A 22,355-nucleotide genomic window follows, 5' to 3' on the forward strand; every position below is an offset into this window, starting at 1 on the left:
ACCGATCTCCAGTGGCACGAGCGAAGCTGTGGACGAAGGACTTCATCGTCGGAATCGGGCTCAACCTCTCGATGTCGATGGTCTTCTACCTGCTCATGACGTCGATGGCCGGGTACGCGGTGGCGCGGTTCTCCGCCGGCGAGGCCGCAGCCGGCTTCGCCTCCTCATCGTTCGTCGTCGGTGCCGTGGTCGCTCGCGTGCTCACCGGGAAGTATCTCGACTTCATCGGGCGGCGCAAACTGCTCATCATCACCATGGCGGTCTCCGTGCTCGCCTCACTGGCCTATATCTTCGCCGGCGACCTCACTCTGCTCCTGACGCTGCGCATCGTCCACGGAATCGCCTTCGGCGCCGGAAACACGGCGATCATGACGGCCATCCAGAGCATCATCCCGGCCTCCCGCCGGGGAGAGGGCACCGGATACTTCGGCACGGCGACGACTCTGTCGACGGCGCTCGGACCGTACCTCGGCGTCATTCTGCCCCGCGAGTTCGACTTCGTCATGCTCTTCGTCGCCTCGGCGTTCATGTCCGTCCTCGCCCTCATCTGCTGTTTCCTCATCCGGCTGCCCGTGCAGGAGATCAGCGACTATCAGCGGCGCACGAAATGGCATCTCAAACTCGGCACCCTCGTCGATCGGGACGGGCTGCGGATCGGCTCGGTCATGCTTCTGGCCGGCATCGCCTACGCGGCGGCGCTGGTGTTCCTCGCCGGCTATGCGACCGAGTACGGCGTCGCCTCCGCCGCGTCCCTGTTCTTCGTGGCCTTCGCTGTGGCCTCCCTGTTCGCCCGTCTGTTCGTGGGACGGCTGCAGGACACCTTCGGCGACAATGCGGTGATCTTCCCCGTCTTCATCGCCGATATCGCCGGCAATGTCCTGCTGGCGCTGTGGCCGACGATGACGGGGATCGTCCTCGCCGGAGTGCTCATCGGCCTCGGCTTCGGCTCCCTCATGCCGTGCATGCAGGCAATCACCGTCAAATCCGTGCCGATGAGCCGCGTTCCCGTGGCCACGGCGTCGTTCTTCCTCCTCCTCGACGCAGGGTCCGGCATCGGCCCGGTCGTCCTCGGATTCCTCTACCCGTTCACCGGCGGAAACGGAATGTTCTTGGTCTGTGCCGGGCTCGTCGTGGTCGCCATCGGCGTGTACGTGTGGGTGCACGGACGTCGCCGAGGCGGTCGCCCCGGCCGCGAATACCTCACCTGATCCCGCTAATTGCTACCTGACGGGGGCCCAGCAACCTCGCGCCAGGTTGCTGGGCCCCCGTCAGGTAGCAATTGGGGAGATAGGGTGGAGGGAACGACTGGAGGATGAGAATGAAGTTCGCGCTCGCTCAGATCAACACCACCACCGAGGTGGCCGACAACCTTGAGAAGGTCCGTTCCTATTCCCGCCGGGCCGCCGCGGCAGGCGCACAGTTCGTCGTCTTCCCCGAAGCGACGATGTCGGCGTTCGGATCCGGCCTGCGCACCATCGCCGAGGAGCACTCCGAGACGTGGCGGGCCGCGCTGAGCGAGCTCGCCGCCGAGACCGGAATCACCGTCGTCGTCGGCGAATTCGCGGCCACGGACGACAAGGTCATCAACCTGCTCGCCGTCTATTCCCCTGACGGCCGGCGCAGCGACTATGCGAAGATCCACCTCTACGACGCCTTCGGATTCAAGGAGTCCGACACCGTCGAGGCGGGAGAGGCGCCGGTGCTCTTCACCATCGACGGCGAGGACATCGGCCTGGCTCTGTGCTACGACATCCGGTTCCCGAAGCTCTTCGCCGAACTCAGTCGGCGGGGCGCACGCCTGACCGTCGTCGCCGCCTCCTGGGGTGCGGGACCGCGCAAGGCCGAACAGTGGGAGATCCTCGCCCGCGCCCGTGCCCTGGACTCGAATATGTTCATCGCCGCCCTCGGCCAAGCCGATCCCGAAGTGACCGGCGTCCCGGTTCCGAAGAAGGGGCCGACCGGGGTCGGCCACAGTCTGGTCTCCGACCCCCTCGGGAAGGTGCTGAACTCACTCGACGGTGCCGAACGACTCGAGATCGTCGAGATCGACCTCAGCGCCGCCGATACCGCAGCGGAGACGGTTCCGGTGCTCACGAACGCGAAACTCGGGTACTGAGCTTGAGACGGGCGCTCAACGCATTTCCGGTGAAAATGCAGCGACTGCAATACTGTTCCCATGAGTTCTGGTTCAGAGGTCCAAACGTCACCGCCGGTCGAGGGACTGCGCGAACGCAAGAAGCGTGAACGCGGGCAGGCTCTTCGCCGTGCCGCCATCGACCTGGCCCTGGAGAAGGGCTATCACAACGTCACCGTCGAAGACATCTGTGAGCGCTGCGGAGTCTCCCGACGAACCTTCTTCAACTACTACTCATCGAAGGACGAGGCGCTGCTCGGTCGCGCGGACACCGTCTTCGACGAAGAGGACCAACCGGCCATCGAGGAATTCGAAGCCGGGGGACCCCACGGGCGTCTCGTCGCCGACCTCGAACATCTGCTCGCATTCATCGTCGCCACTCGGATGGAGAAGCGCGATGATATGCACCAGTACCATCTCATGCTGAAAAAGGACCCGTCGCTGATACCGCTGCAGATGTCGCGGATGGGCAACAACGAACGGCTCTTCCGGCAGATCATCCAACGCCGACTCGACGGGACCTCCTCGGCGCCGGTGGACGTCATGGGGGCTCACTCCGGTGACTATGCCGACGACGATATCGAAGTCTCCCCGCGAGCCGAAGCCGTCGCCGCCTTGGCGATGATGGCGCTCAAGGCGACGTTCACCCGGATGCGACGAGTCGACGGAGATCCGGGACCAGTGATCGACAGACTCTTCGACGAACTGCGTGCGCTCTTCCGCGAAGAAGCCGACTAGAGAAACAGCAGACGGGAGTCCGTCGAGGGCCGGGGCCGGCGGGGCCTCAGCGACCCAGGTGCTGGTCCCAGGTCTGGGGGAGGCGCTTGCGCACATTGCGGCGTGGAGCCCGGAAACCCGCCCGATCGCCCTTGCGGGTTTCGGACTCGGCCTCCGCGCTGGCCTGCTGGGCCGCATAGGCGATCGCCACCTGACGGATCGCCACGACCGCGGCCACAGCCGCCGCACTGGCCATCTCGTCGCTGATCGGTTCGCCGTCATCGGCGCGCACCTGTGAGCGTCCCTCCACGGAGGGCACCCGCAGCGCCCCGTCTGAGGCTGTGGCCGCGCCCTCCTCGGCGGCCGCGTCCTCGCCGGGGCCGGTCACCTCGGCGTCGACTTCGCCGGGCAGGTCCGCCTCGGCGTCGGTCTGCAGATCATCGCTCATAGGGGGATGTTACCGTGCTTGCGCGCGGGAGCGTCGACGTGCTTGTTCTTCAGCGCACGCAGGGAACGCACGATCCGGCTGCGGGTCTCGCTCGGCTTGATGACGGCGTCGATGTAGCCTTCCTCGGCGGCCAGGTACGGGTTGAGCAGCGCATCCTCGTAGTCCTGGATGAGTTCGGCACGCGCCGCTTCGACGTCCTCTCCGGCCTCTTCGACGGCCTTGAGCTTACGGCGATAGACGATGTTCGCCGCACCCTGGGCGCCCATGACCGCGATCTGCGCGCTCGGCCAGGCGAGATTGATATCGGCACCGAGCTGCTTCGACCCCATCACGCAGTACGCGCCGCCGTAGGCCTTGCGGGTGATGAGGGTGACGAGCGGAACGGTGGCCTCGCCGTAGGCGTAGATGAGCTTGGCGCCGCGGCGGATGATGCCGCCGTACTCCTGGTCGGTGCCCGGCAGGAACCCGGGCACATCGACGAAGGTGAGGATCGGCAGGTTGAAGGCATCGCAGAGGCGCACGAAGCGTGCGGCCTTCTCCGAGGCGTCGATGTCGAGGGTGCCGGCCAGCTGCATGGGCTGGTTGGCGATGACGCCGACGCTCACACCTTCGACGCGGCCGAAGCCGGTGACGACGTTCGGAGCGAAGAGCTCGGAGACCTGCAGGAAATCGCCGTCGTCGAGGATCGTGGTGACGACGTCGAGGATGTCGTAGGGCTGCGAAGGCGAATCCGGCATGAGCGTATCCAGCGCCTCGTCCTCGGGAGTCACCGACAGATCGGACTCGAACTCGTCGGCATCGGCCGGGTCGAGGTTGTTCTGCGGCAGGAACGAAAGCAGATCGCGCACATAGTTGAGCGCATCGTCCTCATCCGAGGCCAGGTAGTGCGCGTTTCCGGACACGGTGTTGTTCGTCCGTCCGCCGCCGAGCTCCTCATGGCCGACGGACTCTCCCGTGACGGTCTTGATGACGTCGGGGCCGGTGATGTACATGTGGCTGATCTGATCGACCATGATCGTGACGTCGGTCAGTGCGGGGGAGTACACGGCGCCGCCGGCCGAAGGACCCATGATGAGCGAGATCTGGGGGATCACTCCCGACGAGGCGACATTGAGGCGGAAGATCTCGGCGAACAGCGCAATCGATCCGACGCCCTCCTGGATCCGGGCGCCTCCCGAGTCGTTGATGCCGATGATCGGGCAGCCGAGCTTGAGAGCGAGCTTCTGCACCTTGACGATCTTGCGGCCGTTGGCTTCGGCGAGGGATCCGCCGAGGACGGTGAAGTCGTGAGCGAAAACCGCGACGGTCTTGCCTTCGATCGTGCCCAATCCGCAGACGACTCCGTCACCGTCGGGGCGGTTGTCCTGCATCCCGAACTGGTGATTGTGATGGCGGGCGAATTCGTCGATCTCCTGGAAGGAGTCGGCGTCGAGGAGAGCGTCGATGCGTTCACGGGCGGTCTGTTTGCCGCGCTTGTGCTGGTTGTCCACCGAGCGCTGATTGCCCGTGTGGGCTGCTTCTCGGCGCTGGGTGAAAGCGTCGATGCGCTCGGCTGTGGTCCGTGGAGTATCCGTCATGACTCCACAATAACGATGACGTGAGACTTCGTTGTGCACTCTCACCAAAAGAATCTAGAGTGGACTGGTGAACAGCCAACACAATTCCCTTCTCGTCGACGTCGACTCAGTGCGCCGCACCGCTGCGGATCGTGGTTTTTCGCTCCCCCCGCTGATCTGGGACGATAGCTGCACCTCGACGAATGACGAACTTGCGCGAGTGGTCCGAGAAGGAGCCGACGCCGGTTCGCCCGTGGCCGAATTCACCATCCGCGGCACCGACTTCCAGAACGCCGGACACGGCCGACTGGGCCGGACCTGGACGGTGCCCGCCCGCCGGTCGCTGACGTGGTCGATTCTGCTCACACCCCCGGCCGGGTTCTCCCAATGGGGATGGATCCCGCTCATCGCCGGTGAGGCCGTGCACTCCGCCGTCACCGAGGCGGGAGTGCCCGCCGCGATCAAATGGCCCAACGACGTGCTCACCGCCGAGGGCAGGAAGCTGTGCGGGATCCTCGCACGCGTCGAACCCCTGGCCGGCGGACCGCAGATCGTGTTGGGGATGGGGCTGAACACCCGGTTGGAGCCTGCTGATCTGCCGCGCGAAGACGCGAGCTCAATAGCGATCGAAACCGGAATCGACGGTTCAGAAATTGATCATGAAGCATTGCTAGTCTCGATTCTCGGCACACTGATCCCCTGCTACAGAGAGCTGATCGACTATGGAGATGAGGATTTCCGCGACAGCCGCACAGCGCGGAGAGTGCGTGATCATATGGTGACACTCGGGTCGCGGGTTCGGGTGGAGAAGCCTGACGGTTCCGACATCATCGGCACCGCCACGGGGCTGGACGCAGGAGCCGACCTCATCATCGACGATCAGGTGTGCTTAAGCGCCGGAGACGTCCACCATCTGCGTCCGGCCGCGGCCCCGACCGCTGCGGAGAGGAGCCAAGACTGATGGCGGTTTCGGACTTCACCGCCGGATTCGACATCGTCGAACCGGAACGGCTGGGCACACCCGAGGTCGGAGAAGCCGCAGGCACCTCCGCAGAGACTCGGCCGGCCGACGCCGGCACCCAGTCGCACAGAGACGCGCCCCGGTCCGCCGACGCATCGCAGCCGACCGCTCAGTCCCAGTCCGATGCCGTACCCCGGACGGAGTCGGATAGCCGGTCCGCCCCTGATTCTTCGCCGAGCCCGGAGCCGAAGGACGACGGTGAGACCTCGTCGACCGCCGAGGCGGACGATCGTTCCCCGGACACCCTCCTCGAGGAGGCGGCCGAGTCGAGCGCGGGCGATCCCTATGATGACGTCGACGGCGATGACGAGCCTGTCGGCGGCCTGACGGGGTCCGCGCCTCAGGCAGGAGAGGTCGGCGCGCAGCTCGCCGACGAGGTCACGGCTGATCCTGGCGCACCCCCCGCGGATGCTGCCGATGCGGATGCGGATGCGGATGCGGCCGACCCGGACATCGACGTCGATGAGGACTTCTTCAGCGGACTGCGTGAGGATCCGCGCACCACAGCGCTGCCGATCATCGACGAGGACGACGCCGACGGAGCTCTCGACGCGGACGGTCCCGACTTCGACGGCACGATCTATGAGACCCGAACCGCGGCCGAACGACTCGAAGAGATCCTGCTCGACGGCAAGCGCGTCCTCGACCGACGGGAGGCCGCGAAACTCGGCGGGATCTCCACGGTCTCGGCCCGGAAGATGTGGCGGGCCCTCGGCATGTCCCAGGCGAAGCCGACGGATAAGGCCTACACCGTCAGCGATGCGCACGCCCTGCGGATCTGGGCCAAGCCCGTCGCCGACGGTCTCATCGACCAGACCACCGCGCTGTCCCTGGCCCGGGCGATCGGCCAGACGACGGACCGCCTCGTCGTCTGGCAGATGGAGACCCTTGTCGAATTCCTCACCGAGGAGAAGGGACTGACCGACCCGGAAGCACGCCGGGATGCCCTGGCCGTCGTCGAAGAGATGATCGACCCGCTGCAGAAGATGCTCACCTACTCCTGGCGGCGCAACCTCGCCGACGTCATGGGCCGTCTCAACGTCAATGTCTCCGACGGGCTGGCCATGGACAACAGGCAGGGCTGGTACGACTCCTCGATGCCGTTGGCCCGCGCCGTCGGATTCATCGATCTCGTCTCCTTCACCCGCCTGTCGCAGAAGATGGAGCCACGGCAGCTGGCGGACATGGTCCAGGAGTTCCAGGGCATGGCCTACAACATTGTCGCCACCGGCGGCGGACGGGTCATCAAGACCGTCGGCGATGAAGTGTTCTTCGCCGCGTCGACCCCTCTGGCCGGGGCCGAGATCGCCATGACGCTGATGGAGCGCGTGACTGCCGCCGAGGACCTGCCCCAGGCGCGCGTCGGCTTCGTCTGGGGACGGGTGCTCTCCCGCCTCGGCGATATCTTCGGCTCCAGCGTCAACCTCGCCGCCCGCCTGACGGCCGTGGCCGACCCAGGGACGATCTTCACCGACGAGGAGACCGCACGAGTGCTCTCGGCATCGGACGACTACGTCTTCGAACCGCGCGATTCGATTTCGCTGCACGGACTCGGCGAGACCGCCATCGGCGAGATGAAGCGCGGCACCGCCGCCAAGATGCGCCTCGACCTCGACGACGATCCCGAGAACTCAGACCAGTGAGCGGCTGCAGCGGCCGCTGACAGCACAGGCGGCAGACAGCTGAGCCCAGCACCGAGGTGCTGGGCTCAGCTGCTGAAACGGCCGACGGGCCGAGTGGTTCGCCAGAGCAGGGCCCTCCGTCAGGGCCGGTCCGAGCTCAGAACAGGGCGGAGTCGTCGTCCTCGTCGTCATCGTCATGGGAGACGATCACGGCGCCTTCGATGTCGAACTTCGACCGCGCGATCTCGTCCTTGGCCTCATCGAGGTCGAGATCGAGCTCATCGAAACTGGTCGCCAGTCCTTGCTGCCCCTGCTGCTCCTTGCGTGCTGATCGCTTTCCGCCGGACTTCGGCTTCTCTTCGCCGGTGCCGGATGCAGAATCAGCGTCAGCTTCGGCTGATGCCTCAGCCGATTCGTCGCCGTCGGCCGTTGGGGAACGGTCGGCGGATTCGGCACCGCCGAGGCGGGGCAGGGTGCCGATGACATCGACCTTCGATTCCAACGGCGATCCCGTCCCATCGCGACGGGACAGTTCGGCCGGAAGCGTGCGTGCACCGCCGGCGGTGGCAGCAGCCTGCGGAGAGTCGCCGACCCAGGCCAGTGACAGTTCGGTCTCGCCCTTGAGGAACTTGTGGGCGCGCACCCCGGAGGTGGCTCGCCCTTTGGTCGGGAACTCGGAGAATTCGCTGACCTTGATCGACGACGATGGGGCGCCGTAGAAGTTCTCACCGCTGGCGATCGTGACGACCGCGAAGCTGCCGAGCTCGGCATCCGCGGTACCGTCCTCGTCGGTCTTCGCCGCCTTCGGAGTCATTCCGAAGAAGATCACCTTCGCCTCGGCGGCCACCTTGATTCCGGCCACACCCGAGGCGTTCCAGCCCTGTGCACGCAGACCGGAGGCGTCGAAGGCGAGCAGCTGAGCATTCGAGGTCACGAATACGGAGAGGGAATCGTCGATGTCCTCGGGTTGGGCGACCCCGACGACGGAGTCCTTTCCCTTGAGGGTGATGGCTTCCCACTCGTTCTTGTTCGGCCGACCGGCCACCGACACGCGTTTGACGACGCCGTCGGCGGTGCCGAGGACGAATTCCCGGTCGAGGTCGATCAGACCGATGATCTTCTCGTTCTTCTCCAGCGCCGCATATTCGGCGATCTTCACACCGCCGGCGACATTGGGCCGTGCCGCGGCCGGCGGCAGGGCGGGCAGATCGACGACGTCGACCATGTGCAGTCGACCGGTGGTGGTGATGGCGCCGACCTTGCCCTGAGTGGTGGTGACGATCTCCGAGACCAGCGCATCATGGCTGGAGCGGCGACCCTCACGTGCCAGCGGAGCGGCATCCGAGGTGCGCGCAATGCGTCCGGAGGTCGACAGCAGCACCCGGCAGGGAGAATCGGCGATCTTGAGGTTCGTCGGAGCCTTTTTGCCCTTGGCCGTCAGCTCCTTCATCGAGCCTTCGATGAGGACGGTGCGTCGCGGAGAGCCGATGACCTCGGCCGTGGACTCCAGTTCCGAGGCGACGAGTTCCCGCAGCTTCGCCTCATCGGCGAGCAGCGATTCGAGGTAGTCGATCGTCTTCTTCAGCTCGTCGCGTTCGGCCTCGAGTTCGAGACGCGAGAACTTCGTGAGCCGACGCAGCTGCAGATCGAGGATGTAGGTCGCCTGCAGCTCGGAGAGCTCGAAGACGTCCATGAGGCGGGTGCGGGCCGTGGCCGCATCGTCCGAGGAGCGGATGAGCTGGATGACCTCATCGATGTCGAGGATCGCAATGAGCAGACCTTCGACGAGGTGGAGCCGGTCCTTGGCCTTGCGCAGCTGGAAGACCGTGCGCCTGCGCACCACGTCGATGCGATGGGAGAGGTAGACCATGAGCAGCTCGCGCAGTCCCAGGGTCCGCGGCTGTCCCTCGACGAGGCAGACGTTGTTGATGCTGAACGATTCCTCGAGGGGAGTCTGGCGGTAGAGCTCGGCCAGCACCGCCTCGGGGTTGAAGCCGTTCTTCACGCCGATGACCAGACGCATGCCGTTCTTGCGATCCGAATAGTCATCGATCGAGGCGATTCCGGACAGCTTCTTCGCCCCGACCGCGTCCTTGACCTTCGACACGACCTTCTCCGGTCCCACGAGGTAGGGCAGTTCGGTGACGACGATTCCCTTGCGGCGGGCACTGATGTTCTCGATGGACACGGTGGCGCGGGTGCGGAAGGTGCCGCGACCGGTCTCATAGGCCTCGCGCACTCCGTCGAGGCCGATGATCCGTCCGCCGGTGGGCAGATCCGGGCCGGGGATGAAGCGCATGAGCTCCGAGAGTCCGGCATCGGGATTGCGGATGAGGTGGGCGCAGGCGGCGATGACCTCGCCGGGATTGTGCGGGGCCATGTTCGTGGCCATGCCGACGGCGATGCCCGAGGCGCCGTTGATGAGCAGATTCGGGAAAGCGCTGGGCAGGACCTCGGGCTGGGTGAGTGTGTTGTCGTAGTTCGGCACGAAGTCGACGACGTCTTCGTCGAGCCCGGCGATCATGTGCATCGACGCGGTCGTGAGTCGAGCCTCGGTGTAGCGCGGGGCAGCGGGACCATCGTCGAGGGAGCCGAAGTTGCCGTGGCCGTCGACCAGGGGCACACGCATGATGAAGCCCTGGCTGAGGCGCACGAGGGCGTCGTAGATCGCGGTGTCGCCGTGCGGGTGGAGCTTGCCCATGACATCGCCGACGATGCGCGAGGACTTCACATGTCCGCGGTCAGGGCGCAGCCCCATATCGCCCATCTGGTAGACGATGCGCCGCTGGACGGGTTTGAGGCCGTCCCTGGCGTCGGGCAGTGCGCGGGAGTGGATGACCGAGACCGCATATTCGAGGAACGAACTCTCCATCTCTGAGGAGACGTCGACTTCGATGACTCTGCCTTCGGGCATGGAACTCCTTTGACGCACGAACTGTTCGATTCGAACACCCGCCCGCGCCGAGGCTAGACCTCAGCGGGGGAGGGCACCCGTCGATTCTAGCGTTCGATTTGCGAACTCCTGCTCAATCGGGCGTTCCCGGAGGGTTCGTGTCGGAGCTCAGGCATCGTCGCGGCCGCTGCGCAGCCACTGGAAGAACTCCTTGAGGTATGCCTCGACATGCGAGCGCTCAGCCGTGCCGGCGACGAGTTCGCTGACCATCATGCCCGCGACCGAGCTGTTGACCCGTTGCGCGTATTCGGCGTCGATGCCGGCGAAGCGCATGATGAATTCCCTGATCGCGCGGAGGTTCTTCTCCTTGGCGATCACTGCCTCAGGCGGCAGAGCCGGATCCAGGCTGAGCATCATCATCGTGTAGAACCGGTTGCGGTCCGTGGTCAGCCAGTTCATGCAGAAGTCGATGGCGACCTCGATCGGGTCAGCGCCAGGAGCACGTACCAGCTCCGGCAGGCGTTCGAGCTGCTGGGAGTTGAGCTCTCCGATGCGTTCCATGATTCCGGTGATCAGGGCATCGCGGGTGCGGTAGACATTCGAAGTCGACCCCACCGGCAGTTCGGCCAGTGCATCGACTGCCCGATGGGTGAGTCCGCGGACTCCTTGTTCGGCGACTACGGCGATCGCGGAGTCGGTGACGACGTCTCTGCGCGAAATCATGACTGTGAGGCCTCGCTCTCATGGGACACCTGCTGAACGCGGGCGCCTGGGACGGTGGATGACCAGTGACTGGCCACAGACAATGGCCGCCGGAGCGGCCATTCATTAAAACACGAATTCATAACATTTCGTGGTGAACGGATACAGACACTACCCGTCAAGTCTGCGAATTGGTATAGGACGCGCCAATATGCCGTTGTGACAGTGAAATTCGAAGACGGCCTGCGGCGGGTGTGGTTTCTCCTTTCAGCTGGGCGGGCGTCTGCTCCAATCCGTCTCAGCTCAGCAGTCGACGGGTGCTGTCGATCCGAGTCGGGTCGGGCAGGAGGTCGACGTGGGCGCTGAGCACATGCGACTCGGTCTCTGTGGCGACCATCGGGTGGATGACGAGCTCGAGGATCTGCGGATGGTTCTCCACCAGCACAGCGAGCCTCTCCAGCACATTGCGCAGCGGTTCGATGTTCATCGGCGGCAGACCGCGATAGCCGAACAGCCGCGGGGAGGCCTTGATCGACCGGATCATGTCCCCGGCCTCCTTGTCGGTGATCGGGGCGACCCGATGAGCGACATCGCCGAGCAGCTCCGTGGTGTCCCCGGCCAAAGAGAACGCCAGCAGCGGACCGAGCAGCGGATCCTCACCGGCGCGGAGGACGCAGGGGACACCATGCGGGGCCATAGCTTGGACGTCGACGAGCGGCTCATCCTCACCGGCCAGCTGCCGGATGGTCTCCTGGATCGCGGTGAAATCCTCGGCGAGCTCCTCTGGGGTGTCGATGTTCAGGCGCACACCGCCGAGCTCCATCCGGTGCCGCAGCACCGTGGTCACGGCCTTGAGGGCGACCGGATACCCGATCTTCTCAGCCGCGGCGATTCCTTCGTCCACCGAGGAGGCCGTGACGTAGGGAAGCACCTCGATTCCGTAGGCGCTGAGCAGGTCGCGGACGTCGTCGCGTTCGAGCCTGACGGGGGAGCCCGGCTGTGCCCCCTCCAGGGCTGCGTCGATGATCGTCCGCACCTTCTTGTCATCGATGTCGTCGAGCTCGGTGTAGCGCCCGTGGTCGGCGGCCCTCCACCGGGCATAGTCCGTGGCCCTGGCCAGAGCCCACACAGCATCTTCGGGACCGATATAGCTGGGGACGGTGTGGGAGACCCGGCTGCCGGCCTCATCGGTGAGGTACGTGGTCAGTTCGTCTTGGACACCGTGGATGCCGAGGAAGCAGGCGACCGTGGTCTTCCCCGAGCGTGCGGCCGACTCGGACAGCAGGCCGGCGATCTCCGTCTCCTCCGCACCGGCCGACGGGGTGAAGGTGACGATGACCGAGTCGACGTCGTCGCGGGCATACATCGCATCGAGTTCGGTCCGGAAGGTCTCCGCATCGACCTCGGGGTGCAGGGACACGGGCTCGGTGTCGACGCGCAGACCTTCGGAACGGGCGCGCTGCATGATCAGGGTGCTCATCGCCGCGGAGTTGCCGATGACCCCGACCCGGCGGCCCGCCGGCAGCTTCTGGGTCGAGAACACCTGGGTGAGGTCGAAGAGCTGGTGGATCGTATCCGCGCGGATCACTCCCGCCTGCTCGAGCACCTGGTCGAGGGTGTTCGGCGCCAGGGAAGAGGTACGCACGATATGCCCGGGCGGCAGCTCCCGGCCCGTGAGGTCGGACTTGATGACGACGACGGGTTTGACGCGCGAGACTCGACGGGCGATGCGCGAGAACTTGCGCGGGTTGCCGATGGATTCGAGGTAGAGACCGACGGTCTGCGTGGCCGGATCCTCCTCCCAATACTGGAGGAGGTCATTGCCGGAGAGGTCGGCGCGGTTGCCTGCGGAGACGAAGGTGGAGATGCCCAGTCCGCGGGTCTTCGCCGCCGCGAGCAGGGCGGTGCCCAGCGCCCCGGACTGACTGAAGAGCCCGAGCGTTCCGGAAGCCGGGAGGAACGGGGCCAGAGAGGCGTTGAGCGAGATGTCGGCGGCCTCGTTGACCAATCCGAAGGAGTTCGGCCCGACCACGCGCATTCCGTAGGCGCGGGAGGTTGCGACCATGCGGCGCTGGAGTTCGGCCCCCTCGGGACCGGTCTCGGCGAAACCGGAGGAGATGACGAGCACGGCTTTGACCCCGTGCACGGCACAGTCCTTGACCACCTCGGTGACGGACTCGGCGGGCACGGCGATGACCGCGAGGTCGGCCTTGCCCGGCAGATCGGCGAGGCTCGGATAGGCCTGGACGCCGGCGATCTGATCGGCTTCGGGGTGGACGACCCACAGGTCGCCGGTGAACTTCGCGGCCGTGATGTTGCGGATGAGCAGATGTCCGGTGGAGTTGCGTTTGCGGCTGGCGCCGATCACCGCCACCGAGGCGGGGTGGAGGACCGTGCGCACGCTCAGGGCCTCGGCCCTGTGTTCCCTGGAGGCCTGCACTTCGATGGACCGTGCCGTGGGATCGATGTCGAACTTCACGGCCACGACACCGTCATCGAAACCGCGGGAGACCTCGTAGCCGGCGGCCTGGAAGACCTGCAGCATCGACCGGTTCTGGGGAAGCACCTCGGCGGTGAATCGCTGGATCCCCGATTCGCGCGCGGCCGCGGCCAGATGCTCCAGCAGGATCGAACCGACCCCGCGACCCTGGTGGGCGTCGGCGATGTTGAACGCCACCTCGGCGTCGGTGTCGGTGATCCGATCGAAGCGGCCGACACCGATGATGTCGTCGCCGATGAGCATGATCAGCGCCACTCGGTCGTGGTGGTCGACGTTGACGAAGCGGTCGAGGTCGCGTTTGGGAAGCCGGGGCAGCGGAGCGAAGAAGCGCAGATAGACGGACTCCGGCGATTGGGCCTCGTGCATGCGGGCCAGAGCAGCGGAATCGTCAGGGGTGATCGGGCGAAGGTGGGCGGTGCCGCCGTCGCGGAGGACGACATCGGCTTCCCACCCGGCAGGATAGTCTTCCATGGTCCCAGCATATGCGTCGGGCGTCCTGATATGGCCGACCTCGCTGGGACAAGTCAGAGGAGTGGGGCACAATAGTGGGCATGGCATTACCCGAAGTTCTCGTTCACGATCTGCAGTCGGCCGGCTACTATCCCCAGCTCACTCAGGGCATCCTCGCCGACTCGCTCTACGACGAACCGGTCTTGGCCCACTTCGTCCACATCGACACACATGTCGACATCGAATCCATCCACCGGCATGTCACCGCCTTCGTCCTCACCGAGACCCGCCTCCTACTGGCTCACGTCGATGACGATCCGAACGCGGAACCCGGCGCCAAACCCCGCGCCGTCACGAGCAGCGAGGACATCGAACTCGATCGCCTGGGTACCGTGATGGTCGGCCGCACCTTCGCCGATCCGGCCGCCTACAAGCCCGGTGACAAGCCCGTCGAGGTTTCGCTGACCATGTCCTGGGGTGCGTCGAAGCGCATCGAGGCCTTCCCCGAGACCTGCGGAGATCCCAACTGCATGGGCGATCACGGATACGGCGGATCGATCTTCGCCGAGGATGTCATGCTCCGGGTCTCGGCCGAGGCCGAAGGGCAGGCCGCCGTCGACCGAATGGCCGACTTCGCCGGGAAGCTGCGCGCCGCAGTCTTCCACGCCCGGCTGCGGTCGCGCCGCTGATGAGCGAGGACTCGACGAGTCAAAGGCAGCAGGACCCATCCGGTGCTGAGCACCTGGGGCCCCCGGACTATGCGGGTCCCATGCTCTCCGATGTCGTTCCCGCCGCGGCGCTGAGCCTCGGTGCGGCCGACGCCCTCGATGCGCCGATGTCCGATCGTGCACGAACGCTCGGACTCGACCGGGAGTCCCGGGCGACGATCGTTGTGCTCATCGACGGTCTCGGGGAGCAGCAGCTGCGCCGCTACAGCGGATACACTCCCTTCTTCCGGTCGCAGGCCGGAACACGCCGTACCCTGTCCGCCGGATTCCCGTCGACGACGGCGAACTCTCTGTCGTCGTTGGCCACGGGCCGCCTGCCCGGCGCCCACGGCGTGGTCGGCTACCGCGTCCTCGACCCGGAGAAGGACGCGGTGTTCAATCAGCTGACGTGGAACCTCGACGTCGACCCCGTCGCCTGGGTCCCCGATGCGACGCTCTTCGAACGCCTCACCGATGCCGGAATCGATGTGGTCAGCCTCGGAGAGAAGAAGTTCGCCGGACGCGGCCTCAACCGGGCCTCGCTGCGCGGAGGCAGATTCCGGGACTCGAAGAGCCTGGAGGAGCGCTGTGCCCAGGCTCTCGCCGAGGCGAGGGCTCCGGGCCGCCGCCTCGTCTACCTCTATTGGGGCAATCTCGACAAGACCGGTCATGTGCACGGTGCGGACTCCGCCGCTTGGACAGAAGAACTCGAACGCGTCGATCTCGCCCTGTCCCGACTCGCCTCCGACCTGCCGCACGACGCGACCATGCTCATCACCGCCGACCACGGCATGGTCGACGTCGACCAGGAACGTCGTTTCGACCTCGCTGAACTCCCTGAGCTCAAGGCCGGCCTGCGCCACGTCGGCGGAGAGCCGCGCGCACTGCATCTCTACGCTGCTGAGGGCGCGGAGGCGGACGTGCTCTCGGTCTGGCAGGAGACGCTCGACGACCGCGGGCTCATCCTGCCGAAGGCCTCGGCGATCGACCGCGGCTATTTCGGTCCAGTCGCCCCGCACGTCTATCCGCGGATCGGGGATTTCCTCGTCATCTGCACCGATGGCTTCGCCGTGGTCGATTCGGAAGTGGAATCCGCCTCCGCGCTGGCCCTCATCGGTCACCATGGTTCCACCACGGAGCAGGAGCTGGAGATCCCGCTGCTCGTCGTGTGAGCGGTGCCGACTGCAGCCGAGATGACTCACCACCGACCTTCTGGGAGCACCCGTTGACGACGATCCGCTGGACCGAAGACGGCATCGGCCGCACAGCCCACTGGCATTCTGAGAACGGGGCGACGCCTCCCGCCACTGTGCAGATCATCGGAGACGAGACAACCGCCGACGAAGCCTGCCGATTGACACGCGCCGGAGTGGGACTGCTGTGGCGCGGAGACTTCCACAACGGCCGTCAACTCGTCCAGGCGATGAACCGTCGGCTCAGAGGCGACCGAGGCGGAAACCGTGAAGGCACAGGGGGGCGACGTTCCGGCGGCCGTCGCGGCGGCCGGGGTCGATCCCGCGACAGACGGGGCAGAGACCGATTCGTGGGACCCGGGGACAGCGATGGCCCTGCTCTCGATCCCGCGCTGTCATTCTTCGCGGAACGTGACGCCATCGAGCAGCGGGCCCGGCTGCTCGGCAGAGTCGTCGTCGAGCTCGGCCCGGACTTCGACCTCGCCCTGCGCCGTGCCCCCGACGTCGCCGCCGCCTGCCGCGCCGCCTACGGCCCGGCCGACGGACCGGTCTGCGTGTCGCTCACCGAACTCGGCGGAGTGCTCAGCGCTTATGAATGGCAGCTGCGAGGAGTCGAGATCCCGGCTCTGGGCGATTCCGTCCATCCGCGCTACGGCGTCTTCTCGCCTGTGCGGGGAGAGTACCTCGATCTCGTCGCGCAGACGCCCCTGCCGTGGGGAAGGAACGTCGGTCCGGTTTCGACCGACACGGATTCCGCGCAGACGACCGGCACCGCATTCGACCTCGGAACGGGGACCGGAGTCCTCGCCGCGATCCTGCTGCGGCGCGGCGCTGCGACAGTGGTGGCCACCGACATCAACCCGCGCGCCGTCGCCTGCGCCAGTGAGAACCTCGACCGTCTCTGTCCTGGTGCCGATGTGAGCGTGATCGAGACCGACCTGTTTCCGCCCGGTCGTGCCGACCTCATCGTGTGCAATCCGCCGTGGCTGCCGGCCCAGCCGACCTCGGCACTCGAGATCGGCATCTACGATCCGGACTCCGCTGTCCTCCATCGCTTCGTCGAGAGGCTGACCGACCACCTCACACCGGCTGGGGAGGGATGGCTGATCATCTCCGACCTCGCCGAACGATTGGGCCTCAGGCCCTCAGGTGAGCTCCGCGAACGCATCGAGGCGGCAGGACTGCGCGTGCTCGAACGCATCGACACGGTGCCCCGCCATCCCCGCGCCGCTGATACCGCCGACGCGCTCCACGCTGCCCGCAGCGCCGAAGTTACCTCACTGTGGCGACTGGGACGGAGATGAGCTGCCGACCGCTCGGCCGATCCACAATTTGACCGCAGTCGATCCGCGACTGGCGCGGAAGATAGGATGGAACACGTGACTTTTCCTCGAATCGGTGTCATTGGCGGCGGACAACTGGCACGCATGCTCGCCCCCGCCGCAGAAGCCCTCGGCGTCCGTTTCTCCGTTCTTGCGGAGACCGCCGACGCCCCCGCCACACAGGTCATCAACGAGGTGACCGTCGGTGACTATACGGACTATCCGACGCTCAAGGCCTTCGCCGAGACCGTCGACGTCATCACCTTCGACCACGAACACGTCCCACCGGAGCATCTGCAGGCCCTCGTCGAGGCCGGACACGCAGTGCGCCCCGGGCCCGATGCCCTCATCTTCGCCCAGGACAAGATCCGGATGCGCACGAAGATGGACGAGCTCGGTCTGCCCAACCCCGCATGGGCGGAGATCACCTCGGCCGCCGATGTCGAAGCGTTCGCCGCTCGTGTCGGATACCCCTTCATCCTCAAGACGCCCCGCGGAGGCTATGACGGCAAGGGTGTGCGCGTCATCGACAGCCTCGACGAGGCCGTCGAATGGCTGAACGAGGTTCCCCAGCTGCTCGCCGAGGAGAAGGTCGACTTCACCCGGGAGCTCGCCGTCATGGTCGGGAGGTCCCCGATGGGGCAGACCGCAGTGTGGCCGGTCGTCGAGACCTGGCAGCAGAACGGTGTGTGCAAGGAGGCCATCGCCCCGGCTCCCGATCTGCGTGATGAGAAGGCGCGGGCCATCACCGAAGCGATCCTCACTGTCGCCGGCACCCTCGAGGTCACCGGCGTCATGGCGATGGAGATGTTCGAGACTGCCGAGGGGTTCCTCATCAACGAATTCGCAATGCGCCCGCACAATACCGGGCACTGGACCCAGGACGGAGCGGTGACGAGCCAATTCGAACAGCACCTCCGCGCGGTTCTCGACCTTCCCCTCGGCAGCCCCGCGGCACGGGAGGACGTGTCCGTGATGGTCAACATCCTCGGCGCCGATCATGAGGACCTCTATCAGCCGTACCTGCACGTCATGGCTCACGACCCGGCGGTCAAGGTTCACCTCTACGGCAAGGGGGTGCGCCCGGGTCGGAAGGTCGGCCACGTGAACGCCTACGGCGAGGATCGGCAGCTCGTGCTCGCTCGAGCGCGGCATGCCGCCGATTTCATCGCCGGCGTCGACGTCGATCCGCATCCTCAGATGCCCGCTCCGGAGAATCTCCGGGCCGAGAGCGAACCCGGTACACGCTGAGTCCCGGCGCCGACTGCACCCCGGCCCCATCCGACGCCCATCCGCGGTGTCAACCGCCCGCAACGAAGGAAGCACAGATGACCACAGCGAATGAAGACTCCACTGACACGGCGGCTCCGGTCGGCATCGTCATGGGCTCGGACTCGGACTGGCCGACGATGAAAGCAGCCGCCGACGCCCTCGACGAACTTGGCATCGAATCGAGCGCCGAGGTGGTCTCCGCCCACCGCATGCCCGAGGACATGGTCGACTGGGCGAAGTCCGCGGCCGCGCGAGGCGTCCGGGTGATCATCGCCGGAGCCGGGGGAGCGGCCCATCTGCCCGGAATGATCGCTTCGATGACCTCGCTTCCGGTCATCGGAGTCCCCGTGCCCCTGAAGTACCTCGACGGAATGGACTCGCTGCTGTCCATCGTGCAGATGCCCGGAGGAGTTCCCGTGGCCACCGTTTCGATCGGCGGCGCCAAGAACGCCGGCCTGCTGGCGGCGCGCATCCTCGGGGCCGGTCAGGGCGCCGAAGCCGAGGTTGTGCGCACGCGTCTCGACGACTATCGGAGCCAGCTGCGGCAGGTCGCTCTCGACAAAGGCCGGGCACTGCAGGAATAATAGGGCTTGCTGAACGTTTGATAAGTCTGAGGAGAATGATGTTCGACCTGTACCAGCCCAGCGAAGAGCACGAAGAGATCCGCGCCGCGGTCCGCAATGTCGTCGAGAAGAAGATCGCGCCGTTCGCGGCCGAGGTCGATGCGGACTCCCGCTACCCGCAGGAGGCGCACGACGCCCTCGTCGAGACGGACTTCTTCGCCGCGCACATCCCCGAAGAGTACGGGGGCATGGGCGCTGATGCGCTGGCAGTGGCGATCATCATCGAAGAGGTCGCACGCGGCTGCGTCTCGTCCTCGCTCATTCCGGCTGTGAACAAGCTCGGCAGCATGCCCGTCCAGCTCGGAGGCAGCGAAGAGATCAAGAAGAAGTACTTCCCGTCCGTGGCCGCCGGAGAAGCAGGATTCTCCTACGGACTGTCCGAGCGCGAAGCCGGATCCGACACCGCATCGATGAAGACCCGCGCCGAACGCGACGGCGACGACTGGATCCTCAATGGTGTCAAGACCTGGATCACCAACGCCGGAGAATCCGAGTACTACACGGTCATGGCCGTGACCGACCCCGACGGAGCCCGCGGACGCAACATCTCCGCCTTCGTCGTCGAGAAGTCCGATGAGGGCTTCACCTTCGGTGAGAAGGAGCGCAAGCTCGGCATCAAGGGCTCGCCCACCCGCGAGCTCCTCTTCGACAATGTCCGCCTGCCCGGCGACCGCATCGTCGGTGAGCCCGGGGAAGGCCTGAAGATCGCCCTGCGCACCCTCGACCACACTCGAGTCACGATCGCCGCGCAGGCCGTCGGCGTCGCCCAGGGCGCGCTCGACTACGCCCTGGCCTACGTCAAGGATCGGCAGCAGTTCGGCAAGTCGATCGCCGATAATCAGGCGATCCAGTTCATGCTCGCCGATATGGGCATGAAGCTCGAGGCGGCACGCCAGCTGACCTACACCGCTGCCGCCAAGAGCGAACGCGGCGATGAGGACCTCACGTACTTCGGCGCCGCGGCGAAGGCCTTCGCCTCCGATGCTGCGATGGAGATCACCACTGACGCCGTGCAGCTGCTCGGCGGTGCCGGCTACGTCGTGGACCACCCGGTCGAGCGGATGATGCGCGATGCGAAAATCACGCAGATCTACGAAGGCACCAATCAGATCCAGCGGATGGTGATGGGACGCAAACTCCTGGCCTGAACCGGGTTCGGACGCTCTGCGGCAGGCCGCACCTGGTCAAGGCTGCACGGTGCCGTCCGGTCTGTATCGAACGGGCGCCGCGGATTCCCCAGACGGGAGTCTGCGGCGCCCGTTCTTCTGTCTGTGAAGAATCGCACACGCGACGAATCCGACATGCGCGGCGCGGATGTGCCGGAATCGATGGTTCTCACGCGACACAATAGGTGAACACAGTGGACTCTGAAGTGTCTTTGGCACAGTTGTCTGCTGTGGACACCCGATGGGGCGATACGGCCTGTGTGGCCACCCGCGGATGTCGATGCCGGAAGCAGTCCGTGAGCAGAGCCTGAAGCGAAGGGAAGTCAGTGGCTGAGACGAGATATGTGGACCCGATCCGCCACCCGTCGTATGCTTCGCAGCCGACGCGTGATGTGCGGGCGTGGCTTCTGCTGCTCGTCACGGCTCTCGTGCCCGGGGGAGTGCAGCTGCTCTTCGGCCACCGCCGCTGGGCGAAGATCTCTCTGTCGATCACCGCCATCAGCTGGATCCTTGCTCTGATCGCCGGTGTGATCGTCCTCATCAGCCGGACGTTCCTCTTCACCATCGGCACGAACCCCTTCATCCTCACCTTTCTGACCATTTGGGTGCCCGTCATCGCCATCAACTGGGCGGTGTGCCTGTTCGACACCCTGCGGCGCATCCGGATCGTCACGATCTCCCGAAGGGCCCGCAAACGCTTCGTGGCGGCCTTCTGTGCCCTCCTGCTCATCGTCGTGGGCCCCTTGGCTTGGGGGACGACGATTCTCAACTCGCAGCGCGGACTGATGAGCGACCTGTTCGCCTCGGGCAAGGCACTCAAACCCGTCGACGGCCGATACAACATCCTGCTGCTGGGTTCGGACGCCGGAAAAGGGCGGACAGGAATCCGACCGGACTCGCTGTCGCTGGTCTCGATCGATGCGAAGACCGGCAAAACCGTCATCATCGGCCTGCCTCGCAATATGGAGAACGTGCCGTTCCCGGACGACTCGCCGTTGCACAAGCACTACCCGCAGGGATACAACTGCGGGGACGAATGTCTGCTCAATGCCGTCTTCCAGCAGGGCGAACAGCACAAGGATGAGTTCGAGGACCCGAAGACTGCCGGCGAGCAGGCGACGATGGACGCCGTTTCGGGCGCCACCGGACTCGAGGTCCAGTACTACGCGATGATCAATCTCAAGGGATTCGAAAACCTCATCGACTCCCTCGGCGGAATCACCCTCGTCTCCGGCAAGCGAGTGCCGATCTCGTCGAAGGTCGATCCGACCACGGGCGAGCATGGGCCGGTCAAGGGATGGATCGAACCGGGCAAACAGAAGCTCGACGGCTTCCATGCGCTGTGGTTCGCCCGCTCCCGAGAGTTCTCCAGCGACTACGAGCGGATGGTCCGCCAGCGCTGCGTGCAGACGGCGATGGTCAAACAGCTCGACCCGGCCACCGTGCTCACCCGCTACCAGTCGATTGCGAAAGCCACTCCGGGGGCCGTGTCGACGGATATCCCCTCGTCTCAGGTGGACTCGTTCGTCGACCTCGCGCTCAAGGTGAAGTCGCAGAAGATCGAATCCGTCGACCTCACCCCGCCGCGCATCACTCCGTCACAGCCCGACTTCGATGTGGCACATCAGCTGGTAGCCGATAAGATCGAGGAGTCGTCGAAGTCCTCCGAAGAGGACAAAGGCGCGTTCTCGGTTCCCGGAAGCGACCTGTCAGCCGCTGCCGGAGTCGATGCGGGACTCGATCCGAACCCCGGTTCAGGGCCGCAGCTGCTGGCACAGGGTGCCGGCGACACCTCTGCTGACAACGGCGAAGAAGCCGACGCAAAGGCGATCTGCTACGTGCCGTGAGGCGCTGCTGTGAGGTCGGTCGTGATGAGACCAATGACCGAATCGGTCGATCCCATGACGATTCCGGGAAAATCTTTTGCTCGGTGTGTCCCTTGTCAATACTGGGAACCACACTCGTGTAATTAGAATATTCTGCTCTGTGGCTAGTCTGACACGCCGAAAATGTGTAACAATTTTGAGAT

17 protein-coding genes are annotated in these 22,355 nt (G+C 65.6%); 12 read left to right on the plus strand and 5 right to left on the minus strand.

What is annotated here, in order from left to right:
* The first annotated feature begins 11 nt into the window (after positions 1-11).
* The 3 genes from ACOZ9V_RS07075 (at position 12) to ACOZ9V_RS07085 (ending at position 2,872) form a co-directional block, all read left to right on the plus strand.
* A complete protein-coding gene (locus ACOZ9V_RS07075) occupies positions 12-1,208 on the plus strand; it encodes an MFS transporter (RefSeq protein WP_434594744.1) in 1,197 nt (398 codons plus the stop codon).
* Positions 1,209-1,318: 110 nt separating this feature from the next.
* Entirely contained in the window at positions 1,319-2,116 is a 798-nt protein-coding gene (locus ACOZ9V_RS07080) for a carbon-nitrogen hydrolase family protein (protein ID WP_172168832.1), read from the plus strand.
* A 60-nt stretch (positions 2,117-2,176) separates the two neighbouring features.
* Positions 2,177-2,872, plus strand: a complete 696-nt coding sequence (locus tag ACOZ9V_RS07085) for a TetR/AcrR family transcriptional regulator (protein WP_139470248.1) — start codon at positions 2,177-2,179, stop codon at positions 2,870-2,872.
* A gap of 46 nt (positions 2,873-2,918) precedes the next feature.
* Here ACOZ9V_RS07085 and ACOZ9V_RS07090 read toward each other — a convergent pair whose 3' ends face one another.
* Together ACOZ9V_RS07090 and ACOZ9V_RS07095 are read right to left on the minus strand one after the other, a co-directional pair.
* Positions 2,919-3,299, minus strand: a complete 381-nt coding sequence (locus tag ACOZ9V_RS07090) for a hypothetical protein (protein WP_253903675.1) — start codon at positions 3,297-3,299, stop codon at positions 2,919-2,921.
* Positions 3,296-4,876 carry an acyl-CoA carboxylase subunit beta gene (locus ACOZ9V_RS07095; protein WP_139470250.1) on the minus strand — a complete coding sequence of 527 codons (1,581 nt, stop codon included), beginning with the start codon at positions 4,874-4,876 and terminating at the stop codon, positions 3,296-3,298. Before ACOZ9V_RS07095 ends, ACOZ9V_RS07090 begins: the two co-directional genes overlap by 4 nt.
* A gap of 67 nt (positions 4,877-4,943) precedes the next feature.
* On the opposite strand from ACOZ9V_RS07095, the gene ACOZ9V_RS07100 reads away from it, so the two are divergent.
* Both ACOZ9V_RS07100 and ACOZ9V_RS07105 read left to right on the plus strand, forming a co-directional pair.
* A complete protein-coding gene (locus tag ACOZ9V_RS07100) occupies positions 4,944-5,816 on the plus strand; it encodes a biotin--[acetyl-CoA-carboxylase] ligase (protein WP_434594750.1) in 873 nt (290 codons plus the stop codon).
* Positions 5,816-7,519 (plus strand): adenylate/guanylate cyclase domain-containing protein, encoded by a 1,704-nt coding sequence (locus ACOZ9V_RS07105; RefSeq protein ID WP_181270370.1) that lies wholly within the window; start codon positions 5,816-5,818, stop codon positions 7,517-7,519. The genes ACOZ9V_RS07100 and ACOZ9V_RS07105 overlap by 1 nt, the downstream gene beginning before the upstream one ends.
* Positions 7,520-7,655: 136 nt before the next feature.
* Here the strand turns inward: ACOZ9V_RS07105 and ACOZ9V_RS07110 are convergent, their stop codons facing one another.
* The 3 genes from ACOZ9V_RS07110 to ACOZ9V_RS07120 form a co-directional block, all read right to left on the minus strand.
* Positions 7,656-10,412, minus strand: a complete 2,757-nt coding sequence (locus ACOZ9V_RS07110) for a DNA gyrase/topoisomerase IV subunit A (RefSeq protein WP_434594753.1) — start codon at positions 10,410-10,412, stop codon at positions 7,656-7,658.
* Positions 10,413-10,559: 147 nt separating this feature from the next.
* Positions 10,560-11,114 carry a TetR/AcrR family transcriptional regulator gene (locus tag ACOZ9V_RS07115; protein ID WP_139470258.1) on the minus strand — a complete coding sequence of 185 codons (555 nt, stop codon included), beginning with the start codon at positions 11,112-11,114 and terminating at the stop codon, positions 10,560-10,562.
* Positions 11,115-11,391: 277 nt separating this feature from the next.
* On the minus strand, positions 11,392-14,064 hold the full coding sequence (locus ACOZ9V_RS07120; RefSeq protein WP_376906828.1) for a bifunctional acetate--CoA ligase family protein/GNAT family N-acetyltransferase: 2,673 nt from the start codon (positions 14,062-14,064) through the stop codon (positions 11,392-11,394).
* An 80-nt stretch (positions 14,065-14,144) separates the two neighbouring features.
* Between ACOZ9V_RS07120 and ACOZ9V_RS07125 the strand changes: the two genes are divergently transcribed.
* The 7 genes from ACOZ9V_RS07125 (at position 14,145) to ACOZ9V_RS07155 (ending at position 22,173) form a co-directional block, all read left to right on the plus strand.
* Entirely contained in the window at positions 14,145-14,732 is a 588-nt protein-coding gene (locus ACOZ9V_RS07125) for a DUF5998 family protein (RefSeq protein ID WP_101546592.1), read from the plus strand.
* An 80-nt stretch (positions 14,733-14,812) separates the two neighbouring features.
* The gene (locus tag ACOZ9V_RS07130) at positions 14,813-15,922 is read left to right on the plus strand and encodes an alkaline phosphatase family protein (RefSeq protein ID WP_434594757.1); all 1,110 of its coding nucleotides are present in this window, start codon (positions 14,813-14,815) and stop codon (positions 15,920-15,922) included.
* 53 nt (positions 15,923-15,975) lie between these two features.
* Positions 15,976-17,247: a methyltransferase gene (locus ACOZ9V_RS07135; protein WP_434594760.1), complete on the plus strand. Its 1,272-nt coding sequence runs from the start codon at positions 15,976-15,978 to the stop codon at positions 17,245-17,247.
* Positions 17,248-17,313: 66 nt separating this feature from the next.
* Positions 17,314-18,516: a 5-(carboxyamino)imidazole ribonucleotide synthase gene (locus tag ACOZ9V_RS07140; RefSeq protein WP_434594763.1), complete on the plus strand. Its 1,203-nt coding sequence runs from the start codon at positions 17,314-17,316 to the stop codon at positions 18,514-18,516.
* A gap of 77 nt (positions 18,517-18,593) precedes the next feature.
* Complete coding sequence (gene purE / locus ACOZ9V_RS07145) at positions 18,594-19,121, plus strand: 5-(carboxyamino)imidazole ribonucleotide mutase (RefSeq protein WP_434594766.1); 528 nt, start codon at positions 18,594-18,596, stop codon at positions 19,119-19,121.
* 38 nt (positions 19,122-19,159) lie between these two features.
* Complete coding sequence (locus tag ACOZ9V_RS07150; protein ID WP_139470308.1) at positions 19,160-20,308, plus strand: acyl-CoA dehydrogenase family protein; 1,149 nt, start codon at positions 19,160-19,162, stop codon at positions 20,306-20,308.
* A 344-nt stretch (positions 20,309-20,652) separates the two neighbouring features.
* Positions 20,653-22,173 (plus strand): LCP family protein, encoded by a 1,521-nt coding sequence (locus ACOZ9V_RS07155; RefSeq protein WP_139470271.1) that lies wholly within the window; start codon positions 20,653-20,655, stop codon positions 22,171-22,173.
* Positions 22,174-22,355: the final 182 nt, after the last annotated feature.

It is taken from the genome of Brevibacterium sp. 1718 (assembly GCF_051131255.1).
GTDB classification, from domain to species: domain Bacteria; phylum Actinomycetota; class Actinomycetes; order Actinomycetales; family Brevibacteriaceae; genus Brevibacterium; species Brevibacterium sediminis.